The 11,297-nt window shown below is 69.3% G+C and carries 8 protein-coding genes; 2 read left to right on the forward strand and 6 right to left on the reverse strand.

What is annotated here, in order from left to right:
- Positions 1 to 595 precede the first annotated feature (595 nt).
- The gene (fxsT, locus tag AB0G16_RS37450) at positions 596 to 2,911 is read right to left on the reverse strand and encodes an FxSxx-COOH system tetratricopeptide repeat protein (RefSeq protein ID WP_362815561.1); all 2,316 of its coding nucleotides are present in this window, start codon (positions 2,909 to 2,911) and stop codon (positions 596 to 598) included.
- A 143-nt stretch (positions 2,912 to 3,054) separates the two neighbouring features.
- Positions 3,055 to 3,306: a hypothetical protein gene (locus AB0G16_RS37455; protein WP_362815563.1), complete on the reverse strand. Its 252-nt coding sequence runs from the start codon at positions 3,304 to 3,306 to the stop codon at positions 3,055 to 3,057.
- 176 nt (positions 3,307 to 3,482) lie between these two features.
- On the opposite strand from AB0G16_RS37455, the gene AB0G16_RS37460 reads away from it, so the two are divergent.
- On the forward strand, positions 3,483 to 4,070 hold the full coding sequence (locus tag AB0G16_RS37460; protein ID WP_362815565.1) for a recombinase family protein: 588 nt from the start codon (positions 3,483 to 3,485) through the stop codon (positions 4,068 to 4,070).
- 190 nt (positions 4,071 to 4,260) lie between these two features.
- On the opposite strand, the gene AB0G16_RS37465 is transcribed toward AB0G16_RS37460, so the two are convergent.
- Positions 4,261 to 5,541, reverse strand: a complete 1,281-nt coding sequence (locus tag AB0G16_RS37465) for a pentapeptide repeat-containing protein (RefSeq protein ID WP_362815567.1) — start codon at positions 5,539 to 5,541, stop codon at positions 4,261 to 4,263.
- Between the two features lie 568 nt (positions 5,542 to 6,109).
- On the opposite strand from AB0G16_RS37465, the gene AB0G16_RS37470 reads away from it, so the two are divergent.
- Positions 6,110 to 6,847, forward strand: a complete 738-nt coding sequence (locus tag AB0G16_RS37470; RefSeq protein WP_362815568.1) for a hypothetical protein — start codon at positions 6,110 to 6,112, stop codon at positions 6,845 to 6,847.
- Positions 6,848 to 7,114: 267 nt separating this feature from the next.
- Here the strand turns inward: AB0G16_RS37470 and AB0G16_RS37475 are convergent, their stop codons facing one another.
- The 3 genes from AB0G16_RS37475 to AB0G16_RS37485 all read right to left on the reverse strand — a co-directional run.
- Complete coding sequence (locus tag AB0G16_RS37475) at positions 7,115 to 8,032, reverse strand: GntR family transcriptional regulator (RefSeq protein ID WP_362815570.1); 918 nt, start codon at positions 8,030 to 8,032, stop codon at positions 7,115 to 7,117.
- A gap of 666 nt (positions 8,033 to 8,698) precedes the next feature.
- Complete coding sequence (locus AB0G16_RS37480) at positions 8,699 to 8,896, reverse strand: DUF1883 domain-containing protein (protein ID WP_362815572.1); 198 nt, start codon at positions 8,894 to 8,896, stop codon at positions 8,699 to 8,701.
- Positions 8,897 to 9,027: 131 nt separating this feature from the next.
- Positions 9,028 to 11,297 (reverse strand): AAA family ATPase (locus AB0G16_RS37485; RefSeq protein WP_362815574.1); only part of this gene is annotated, 2,270 nt, incomplete at its 5' end.

Consider the following 11,297-nt stretch of genomic DNA (forward strand, 5'->3'; position numbering starts at 1 on the left):
CTGGTGAGGGCCGCTGTGGCATAGGAACCTCTCCACGTTTTCAGGGGATTGACAGGCCTCGCTCACTCTGCTACCTCTCGCGCATCCGGATCCGGATCGAAACCGTCCGGAAAAGCCACCCATCACCCCATTCCCCGAGATCTTCCACCCTGCCCGCCCTGCCGCGCCGATGTGAGCGGATCCGGAAAACCCTGCGAAGCGGCTTGATGAGGCCACCGCCCCGGGCGAGCAGAGCGCCGGGGCCCACGGTAAGGAGGACCGCTCATGATCGATCGCCCGTTCTTGCGCCGTCTGGCCCGCGCCGCCCTGGCCGCCGCGGTACGCAGCGCCGCCGCGGCGCCCATCACCTTGGCCATCTGGTGGATCACCCACCGCTGACAGGTGGCTGTGCCGGCTCCCGGCAGACGCGGGAGGCGAGGGGCGGCACAGTGTTCGACCACGCGACGACTGGCTGTGGCTATTTCCCACGACATCGACCGCTGGACGCGCAACCCCATGAACGACACCGGCCTGTAGCCCTTTTTTGAAAACAGGTTTCTGGATGGTGTTGGCGCTGGTCGATGAGACGCCCAGAAAAGTACACCTTTCCAGACGCTTACTCTTTGGCCGCGATCAGATTGCCCCGCACCATTTGAGTGAGTGGGTGGTCGCCGCCCAGCACCCGCTCGCTCTCGGCCAGCGTGGCCTCAAACAGCGGGATGGCCCGCCCCAGATCCCCCGCCGCGTAGTAGGCGCCAGCCAGGTTGTTGCGGGTGGTCAGCGTGTCGGGGTGGTCGCCGCCCAGCACCCGCTCCCGCTCGGCCAGCGTGGCCTCAAACAGCGGGATGGCCCGCCCCAGATCCCCCGCCGCGTAGTAGGCGTGGGCCAGGTTGTTGCGGGTGGTCAGCGTGGAGGGGTGGTCGCCGCCCAGCACCCGCTCGCTCTCGGCCAGCGTGGCCTGCAGCAGCGGGATGGCCTGCCCCAGATCCCCCGCCGATTCATAGGCGTGGGCCAGGTTGTTGCGGGTGGTCAGCGTGGAGGGGTGGTCGCCGCCCAGCACCCGCTCGCTCTCGGCCAGCGTGGCCTGCAGCAGCGGGATGGCCCGCCCCAGATCCCCCGCCGCGTAGTAGGCGCCAGCCAGGTTGCTACGGGAGGCCAGCGTGGAGGGGTGGTCGCCGCCCAGCACCCGCTCCCGCTCGGCCAGCGTGGCCTCAAACAGCGGGATGGCCCGCCCCAGATCCCCCGCCGCGTAGTAGGCGCCGGCCAGGTTGTTGCGGGTGGTCAGCGTGGAGGGGTGGTCACCGCCCAGCACCCGCTCGCTCTCGGCCAGCGTGGCCTGCAGCAGCGGGATGGCCCGCCCCAGATCCCCCGCCGATCCATAGGCGCCGGCCAGGTTGCTACGGGAGGTCAGCGTGAAGGGGTGGTCACCGCCCAGCACCCGCTCGCTCTCGGCCAGCGTGGCCTGCAGCAGCGGGATGGCCCGCCCCAGATCCCCCGCCGCGTAGTAGGCGCCGGCCAGGTTGCTACGGGAGGCCAGCGTGGAGGGGTGGTCACCGCCCAGCACCCGGTGGTAGGCGGTGTGTGCACGGTGGTGGCACCTGATCGCACCTGCCGGGTTGCCTTGGTCGAAAAGGAAGAGGCCGGTCCCGTTAAGCAGGCGGGCAGTGTCAAGGGTGTCGGTGTCGGAGGGTGCGTGGTCGATCAGGGCGGTGATGTGCGGCAGCAGGGTGCGCCAGGTGGGCCATCCGGCCGGGTCGTTGTAGGCGGTGGTGGGCAGGGCGCCGGTGAGCAGGCGGGTGGCGTGCTCGCGGGCGGTGGCGATATCGGTGTCTTCGCGGTGGGGGTCATCGGGATCGGGGGTGCGGGCGACGGCTTGGACCAGGCGGTGCACGCTGATGCACGGCCCGTCCAGGGTGATCATGTTGTAGGCGGCCAGGCGGCCCAGTGCTTGACGCAGTCGCGGCGGCTCGGCCAGGGCGTCCAGCACACCGGCGGGGATGGCTTGAGGGGCGTACCAGGCCAGCACGCGCAGCAGGTCCCCGGCCAGCGGTGTGGTGGTGAGCTGGTTCAGGGTCAGGCGCCAGATCCGGGCGATGGTGCGTTCAGCGTCGCCACCCTCGGCTGCCTGGTCGTACATCACCGCCGGATACCGCGCGAGCAGCTCCAGGTAGGCGCGCGGGGACAGCTGGTTTTGGTGCAGGTAGGCCCCGGCCTGCTCGATCGCCAGCGGCAGGCACCCCAGCTCGCGAACCAGCTCGGCGGCGCCATCCAGGTCGGCGCCGGGGCGGCCGCCGGTGGTGATGCGGGTGAGCAGGTCGATCGCCTGATCCTCGGGCAGCACATCCAGCCGCAGCACCTGGGCGCCCACCCGGTGCCAGCCTTCGCCTAGCCGGCTGGTCACCAGCACCCGCCCGGCCAGCGTGCGGGCCAGCAACTCGCTCGCGTCGCGGGGGTGGGTGAGGTTGTCCAGCACCAGCAGCCAGTCCTGGTGGCAGGCCAGCCAGGACACCGCCCGTTGCGCCAGCACCGGCGCCGGCAGCACCTTCAGCTCCGGCTGCAACGCCACCGCCAGGCCGGCCAGCCCGGCCTCGATCGAGCCGGGGGTGTCGGCGGTGATCCACCACACCGGGTTGACCGCCCCGGCTCGGGCGCGCGCGGCGGCGTAGCGGGCAGCCAGGGTGGACTTGCCGATCCCGCCCAGCCCGTGCACCGCGGCCACCACCACCGCCGGCCCCGCCCCCGACAGCGCCCGCTCCAATTCGGCGAGCTCTTCGCCACGCCCTACGAACAGCTGCGCGTGGAAGGGCAGGTTCACCAGGCCCGGCGGCGCGGAAACCTCCTCCACCGGCCGCAACGCCTGCTCCGGCAGCACCGTCTGGGTGTTGGTCGTGTGATCACCGGTAGAGATGATGCCGAGGTTGTCGCCACCCACCCGCACTGATCTGACCCCAGGCGGTCCGCCCTGTGCCGGTGCCCCGCCGACTGAGAGGGGCAGGCCGGAGGCGGGGGGCGTCGCCGGTCGCTGTTGTTTGGCGCTGGGCGTGGCCGGTGGCCGCCGCTCCCACCAGCGGGGCTTCACCGCGGCTGGGTGTTGGTCGTCTGATCCCCGGTCGAGGCGATCCCGGTGTTGTCGCCGCCGATGGCGATCGACCGCTCACCTGAGGCAGACACACCCGGCGGTGTGCTCGCCCCGCCGCCGCTGCCGGTGTTGTTGCGGTCGGCGACCACCCCGTACACCGCCACCCCCAGACCGGCCAACGCGACGAACACCCCGATCACGCTGGCCCACTGGTCAGCCGCCTGCAGCCCTACCCTGGCTAAGTACACACCCAGCCCTACGGCGGCGGCCACCGCGACCGCTGCCCCTCCCCATATCAGCGCACGTCGTGCCATACCCGCCATCATGGATCACCCACCAAGATCACGCGCAGTGATTGTGATGCAACACAACGAAACAGCCTTATCGTCCGGAAAGTACGCTTCCAGACCACCGGGAGGTCTCGATGACCGGGCACGTGTGGGCTTACGCCCGCGTCTCCACCCGTGACCAAAACCCCCAGCTGCAACTCGACGCCCTGGCAGCCAGCGGCTACGACACACTGGTGATGGAGAAGGAGTCCGGCAAACGCGGTGTGCCCCGGCCCGCTTGGGAGGACATGCTGCCCCGGCCCCAGGCCGGCGACACCGTGAAGTTCTGGAAGTCCGACCGGTGGGGCCGCAGCGCCGCCCACGTGCTAACCGTGGTCAACGAACTGCGCGACCGCGGCGTGAAGATCGTGTCCCTGACCGAGAACTTCGACCTGGACACCAAAGAGGGCCGGTTCATGTTCGCCGTTCTGGCCGCGGCCGCCGAGTACGAGCTGGAGCTGCGGGCCGAACGCCAGGCCGAGGGGATCGCCGCCGCCAAGCGCCGCGAAGCCACCGGCGCCATGCTGCCCGGCAAGAACAAGACCGGCCGCCCCCGCGCCATCGGCCCCGCCGAACGAGCCACCCTGCGCCGCCTCATCGACGACGGCATCTCAGTCACCGAAGCCGCCCGCATCCTCAAAATCGGCCGCTCCACCGCCTACCAAGCCCTCACACAAAGCTGACCAGCGGCTACACCCCCCAAGACGCCACACCCTGAAGACCTCCCGCGCCGCCTACACCGCACTTACCGCCTAGCGGTAACCAGGCAACTTGCGAGAAACGCGCCCCCCATTCCCGCAAGTTGACCCCGATGAAATCAGGCAAAACCGGACACCGCTCCGCCGTCAGCCGACCGTCCCCTACGCCCCGTCCTCACCACCCCCGGGCATCCGGTGCGGGAGCGCCATCGGCCGCACTGGGCACCAACACATCCGGCTCCAACTCCACCTCCTGCCGCCGCAGCAGCCCGGTGCCCTCTGGCGACACCGTGACCGTCCACCCCGGCGGCCAACGATGCTCACCGTCTGGCCGCAGCACCCAAACATCTCCACCCTGGAAGCCCTCGGCGAAGGTCGCCCCGTCGAACCAGGCGCCCCCGCTGAAGGTCGCCCCGCCGAACCGGGCGCTCCTGGCGAAGGTCGCCCTAACAAACACAGCGTCCCTGGTGAAGGTCGCCCCGCCGAACCAGGCGTCCCTGGTGAAGGTCGCCCCGCCGAACCAGGCATTCCCGATGAAGGTCGCCCCATCGAACCAGGCATTCCCGGTGAAGGTCGCCCCGTCGAACCCGGTGTTCCCGGTGAAGGTCGCCCCGCCGAACCAGGCGTTGGTGATACGGCAGTGCTGGAGGTTGAGGTCGATGAGAGTGGCGTCGCTGAGGTCGAGGCGCATGCCATCCCAAAAGCGGGTATCGGCTGGGTGGCCGCTGTCGAGTTCTTGGGTAGTGCGCTGATCGCGCAGGTGCTCGCCGAGGATGCGCTGGGCGGTCAGGCGGACCTGGCGCTCGCCTTCGTTATCGTCGGTGCCGGCCGAGGACGGACCGGCGAGCAGGGCCGTCTTGCCGCTGCGGGTGGCCTGGTATCGGCGCCGGGCCGCGCGCAGCGCCTCCTGCCGCTGCTGTGCGGGATCCGGGACGGGGGCAGGCGGGGTGTAGGGCATGCGCAGGTAGGCGCAGATGACGTTGACAATGGTCTGGCGGTGGCCGGGGTTGTCCTGGGCCAGACGCTCCAGGGCGTACAGGCCACCTAGACGCACGGCGGCCTTGGCGTGGCCGAGCTGCTCGACGGCCTTGGTGTACAGGTCGGTGACCCGGCGCTCGGTGGCGTCGCGCTCGGTGTGCTCGGCCGTGCGTTCGGCGTAGTGGCTGGTGATGAGCGTGGCGAGTTCCTGGTGGCGCTGACGCCGAAAGGCCAAGGCCAAGGTGATGGCGGCGCCGACCCCGGCACCGGCGGCCAGCGCGGTGCGCAGCATCTCACCGCGCGCACCGATCGTCCCGCCAGAGGCGGCTGGCGGGGCACCGGGCGGGGCAGGTACGGCAACGACGGCCAGGTCGGCCAGCAGCCACCACAAAGTGCCGCCCACCGCAGCACCGACCAGCAAAACGGCCAGCGCGATCCACCAAGCCGCAGCCCGGGGCGTGGGCAGCGTGGGCGGCACAGTCCCTGAGACGGCCGGGGTGGGGTCAGGGGCAAGACGACGGCGTGGAAGGAGCGGCACATCCGCTATTGCACTGCTTTACACCGCGGCGCGCAGGCTTTTCCCGATCCTCGGGCACGATCCGGCCCGGCCAGCCGCCCGCCGGCGATGCCCGCCCTCCTGCGGGGAGATACCGTCGGCGGCGTCCAGATCGCGCACGCCAGCTCCCCGGCCGTCCTCTACCGCGCCCGGTTCGGCACCCCGTCCTGAGCCGCCTCGCGCGCCTCCTGACGGCTGCGTCCGAAGGAACCTTCTGCGTGAAACGGCTGATAACCCGCGCTACCTTCGCCACTGTGGATCGCGTGGCCACCCCCAACGAACCACTCCCCACCCCGCCCGGCAAGGACCCCGCGAAGGCCGTCCCCGGCCCGGGGCTGCGGCTGGTCCGGATCGGGCCGACCCTAGCCCGCACCCTGGCTGGCTCCATCCTGCTCAGCACCGCCTGTTCGTCGACGCCCTGTGGATCCTGGACTTCCCTGCCCTCACCCCGGTCGGGCAGCAGGGCCTGTCGCTGAGTCGGCTGCTGGACTTGCTGAAGCTCTCCTTCGCGGTGGTCGCCGGAGTCGGCGGCGTCATCGCCCTGGTCGTGGCCTACCGCAAGCAGAAGGTCACCGAAGCCGCCGAGCTGCGCGCTGATAAGGCGCACCGGCGCGAGGCGACCAAGCTGTTCAACGAACGCTTCGCCACCGCCGCCAACCACCTGGGCCACGATTCACCCGCGGTGCGCCTGGCCGGCGTGCACGCCCTGGCCGGTCTGGCCGACGACGCCCCCACCCGGGAACTGCGCCAGACCATGATCGACGTCTTGTGCGCCTACCTTCGCATGCCCTACGCCCCCGCCCCCGGCGCCGACGGCGACCCGGCCGAACGCCTGGCCTTCGCCGACCTGCGCGAGGTGCGCCACACCATCATCCGCGTCATCGGCGCCCACCTGCGCGAGAACGCCGTCACCTCCTGGCAGGGCCACGACTTCGACTTCACCGCCGTCGTCTTCGACGGCGGCGACTTCAGCCGCGCGGAGTTCTCCGGCGGCACGGTCGCCTTCGACAGCGCGACGTTCTCCAGCGGCACGCTCAGCCTCGACAACGCGACGTTCTCCAGCGACACGCTCACTTTCGGTTTCGCGGAGTTCACCGGCGGCACGGTCGATCTCCGAGAGGTGGACGATTGGTCGCATCCGCCGACGCTGCCGGATCCTGTGCCGCCTGGTGTGTTACTGCCCGATCGGTCGGATGTCGACCCAGAAAAAGATGCGGCGGCGACGTGAGACCGCGCGCTGGCCAGCTGCCAGTGCCCAAGGAACACACCGCGCAGCTTCGGGCGTGCGACCGGATCGCCACGGCGGAGGATCTGCTCTGTGACATCTGCCGGATCGGTTGTCGGCGGATCCGGCTCGCCGTCAACGACACTGGCGGCGAGGTCCAGATCGCGCACGCCAGCTCCCCGGCCGCTATGGCCGTGGCCCGATTCGGCCGCCGTGTTCCTGAGCCGCCTCGCACGGCCGCGCGTAGATGGCTCCTAAAATTCCTTACTCCTACGGGTCAATCAGGACATTAAGGCGTTTTTTGCTCATATCGCCACCAACTAGCTCGAGCATGTTCTTTAGTGACGTATGGGGAGGCGAGTTCTCTGTTCTCTGCGCTGCATTAAGCAGGTGCAGGGCAGCGTCCAGGCTGTTCTCGTGCGGAGCGGTGTCTGCCAGATGCTTGAGACGAACCATCGCCGGGTTAAGCACGTTGTAGTGCAGGGTGTAGGCGGTGCTGCTGAGGATCATGTCGGTGATATCGACCGGTACTCCGTGCTCGTCCAAGCTGATACGCCGAATCTCGAACACGGGAGTACCGTCCCGCAGCTTCAGCTCGTGGGCTTCTGCAGGAGTGGGCATGCGAGTGTTGACGAACTCGTCCGCCTGGACAGGAGCACGTCCGATGTCTGCCAGCCGCTGGAACACCCCGCCCGGCCCCGTGTCTTCTTCCAGCAAGATCTGCGGGTCATGAAACAATCCAGTCGGTACACGCGTCAACGCAATCTGTACCGGTAACTGATCTTCGTCTACAGAGTAGGTGCGAAGTCGGTAGGCCAGGTTGACCGGCATGTTGGCGAAGTATGGAGCCAGGTCAGGAGAAGGTGAGCCCTGCCAACTGGCGAACTTTTGGAGCCGCTTGGGACGTCCTTCGAGGTCGACCTCCCAGAAGTGACCGACGCGATCCTGTCCATGTCGGATAATGCGCTCAAAGTGCCGAATGTACGTTTTTTTTCCTTGTCGGGTTTCGATCAAACCCTCGGCACGAAGGATACCCAGAGCCTTACGAGCGGTACCGAGGGAGACGCTGTACTCCTCTTGCAGCTTCTCCTCTCCAGGAACGACGTTGTCTGTGAACCTCTGATTTTCGATCTTCTTCCGTAACTCATCGGCGATGGAGCGTGCCGTCCAGGGCGGTGCGTCAGTCATATCCGGGCGACCTCATGGGGTGGATGCTTCTCTATAGGACTTGTGATCGCTTACGTTACCCAACTTTCCCCGACCACCTCTCACATCGTCCACCTGGAACTTTTGAAGGTGTTGACCATTCCGCTCCATCGTGTTCCTCTACACCTAAAGGACTTCTATAGAGAAGTGCGGGACCGACATGAGCGACGCAACCCCTCCGAGCAAACTGCCGGACAAACAGAACAAATCGGACGTAGCGCAAGTCCTGTTCGTTCTCGGAACCGTCACGGTCAGCGTTATCTGGCCAGACGTCATCCCCGTCCTAACGATCATGCTTGCGGCTCTCCTCATTCGGCAGGAATGACCCTGCTAGCCCCCCGCCCCTGCTACCCGCAGGCCATGACCTCACAGAACACAAACCGGCCCGGACACCTGCAGGTGGCCGGGCCGGGTGCTGACGCCAGCACTGCATCGGAACGGCAGATGGCAGTAACTCCGCCAGAGCTGGTTCACTAACGCCACTGACTGTTCCTTTGTCGATCGAGCCCCGACGGTAAGCCAGATATCGATCTGCCTGCGGAAACCTCTATTCCCAGGACAATCCGCTCAGCCGGAACCGCCTTGTCAGTCGAAGATCTCGGCGACTCCGACCTTGATTCGCTAGGGGTTGCTGTCGACGACGAGGTATCAGTAGTCGTAGGGGACCTGTAGGACGACGGGGCTGAGGTTGCAGAAGCCGCCGTAGTAGTTGTAGGCCTCCCTGTCGAGATATGCCTGGTAGTCGTCGACGTCCATGAGGTATACCCGGGCGGTCGAGCCGCGCAGCTCCACCTCGAAGCGAGCGCCGGCCCCGTACGATCCGAGGTCCCAGTACAGATGCTCCACACGTCATTAGTAACCGCTCGCGCGATGAGCGGGAAGGCGTCATCGGGGGATGGAGACCTGACTCCTCGCGCGCCTGCACGTAAGGGTGTCCCACAAGTCCCACAACTCTTGCCGGGGTGGTCGGGGCCCGGTCAGAGGCTGCGCCCCTGGCGGGATGTGGTCGGGGAGATGCGCGAAGACGGCGGGCGGTAGGTGGGTCCGGCGCCGACCGGCCGTGGAGGGACTTGGACGCGGGCCTGTTCGCGCCGGGAGGTGGCCAGGTCGGCCGCGGCCGAATTCCGGCGGGCGTGCTCCTGGTGACGGCGGGCGTCGTCATCGAGCCGGCGGTGGTGTTCCTGTTCGCCGGTCAAGGCGGCCAGCAGGCCGGCCAGGCGCCGGTGCTGGCCTTCCGGAGATGTGGGGGCGGGGGATCGCAGGCGCGCGGCCGCGGCGCGCTGGCGCTGGGGGAAGCCCGGCATGAGGTGTTCCAGGCGGGCCGCGGTGGTCTTCTCCAGTACGGCGGCGAAGGAGGTGCGGCCGCTCAGCAGGCGCTGGCGTTCTTGGAGGTCGACCAGGGTCGTACACGAGGGGGAAGCTTGCTGCGCGGCGTGCAGGGCGGCCTGCCGGGCGTGCTGGGCGACCTCGGCCCGCCGGGCGGCGTCGGCCATCGCCTGGGAAACTTGCTGGAGGCGTTCTTCCAGCCGGGTGCGCTCAGGACTGGGCAGCCAGCCGCGCACTCCGCGGTTCTTCTCCCGTAGCGCCGCCTGGAGCTGGCGGGCCTGCTGTTCGGCTTGCCGGTAGGTGGCCTCGGCCTTCATGCGCCGCCCGCCGGCGACGTTGGCCTGGTTCAGGGCACCGGTCAGCCGGTCGCGCTCGTCGACGAGCTCGCCCTGCACCTGGGCGCGGACGGCGGCGATGCGCTCGGCGAGCTCGTGCTCGCGCCGCTGATGCTCCTGGACGTGCTCGGCGAGCGCGGCCGCCCGGGTGGACGTCGCTGCGATGCGCGCCTGCAGCTCCTCGTCACTGAGCAGGCCGTGCGGCCGGTCGGGGCGGGTGACCTCGTTCAGCGCGACGTGCGCGGCCACCACCCGGGCCGTGTCGGCCTCCAGGGCGGCCAGCTCGCGGGCCCGCACGGCGGCGATCGGCTCGGGTTCGGGGGTGATCAGGTGGTCGGCGCGATCGCCCTGCAGAGTGGCGGCGTAGGCGTCCAGGGCCCGGTGCAGCTCCTCGGCGGGGTTGCGCGGCTCGCCGAATCGGGCGCGGTCGGCGTCAGACTCCAGGACGTTGCGCGGCAGATACAGATGCGCTGAAAGCCGGTCGCGGCTCATGGCGGCGTACAGGGTGTGCGGGTCCAGGCCCATGCCGTAGATCAGCGTGTGGTGGCTGCTCAGGCCCTGGGCGGCGGCGACCGTCATGGCCGTGCCGTGGGACAGGCCGCCAGCGGCGACGTAGGCCGGGCTCAGGTTCTCGGTGACCAGGGCCGGGCCGTGGTCACCGAGGCGGCGCCACTGAACATCCACCGACCGGTCGGAGTGGATGGCCACCACCACGCCGCGGTAGCCGTTCAGGACGTCGGCGCGCGCTCCCCGGCTTCGCTCGGCGCGGTAGTCGTTGGCGCGCACCCGGACGTGGTCGCCGACCGCCAGCTCCAACGTGCGCCCGCCCGGCAGCCGGTAGGCGACGTCCGGCCCGGACAATTCGCCGTGCTCGCGGCGGATCGCGCGGGCGGCGGCATTGAAGCGGTCGGCCTCGGCGTTGGTGCCGGCCAGCACCAAGACGGCGGCGAGCTCGTCGTGGACGTCCTCGCGGTAGCCGACGCGCACGCAGTTCCAGTCGGCCAGCAGCGCGCCCAGCGTGTCGGTGGCATCACGCCCGGCGTGGACGTGGCCGCCGCGACTCCACGTGCGCAGGGCCTCGGTGCGGTCGCCGTCGCGCCACTGGCGCAACGCCTGGCGCTCGATCGGGTCACGCTGGCGCCGGTTCTCCGACAGCATCAGGCCGTCGATCTGGCGGTGGGCCGCGGCGAAGGTGCCGCCCACGCCGACCGCGCGTAGCTGCAGCGGGTCGCCGATCATCACGACCTTCGTGCCGGTGCGGTGCGCCTCGGTGAGCAAGACGGCCAGGTCGCGGTCGTCAATCATCGCGGCCTCATCGAGGACCAGGACGTCGACGCCGTCCAGGCCGCGGCCGCCGGGGGTGGTGATGCGGTGCAGCCAGGTGGCGACGGTGTGCGCGACGATGCCGGATTCGGCGGTCAGGTTCGCGGCCGCCACCGCGGCGGTCGCGGCGCCGGCCACCACCAGGCCGCGGCTCTCCCACGCCACCCGGGCGGCGGCCATCAGCATGGTCTTGCCCGCGCCGGGAACGCCGATCAGCGCCTCGACGCCGTGGCCGTCGGCCAGCAGCCGGTGCAGCGCGGCGT

Origin of the sequence: Streptosporangium sp. NPDC023615 (assembly GCF_040640155.1) — a bacterium.
Lineage (GTDB): Bacteria > Actinomycetota > Actinomycetes > Streptosporangiales > Streptosporangiaceae > Streptosporangium.

Bases quoted from the DNA above. Each gene is read 5' to 3' on its own strand.
- AB0G16_RS37460 (WP_362815565.1), top strand. From the start codon at position 3,483: ATGACCGGGCACGTGTGGGCTTACGCCCGCGTCTCCACCCGTGACCAA.
- AB0G16_RS37475 (WP_362815570.1), bottom strand. From the start codon at position 8,032: ATGACTGACGCACCGCCCTGGACGGCACGCTCCATCGCCGATGAGTTA.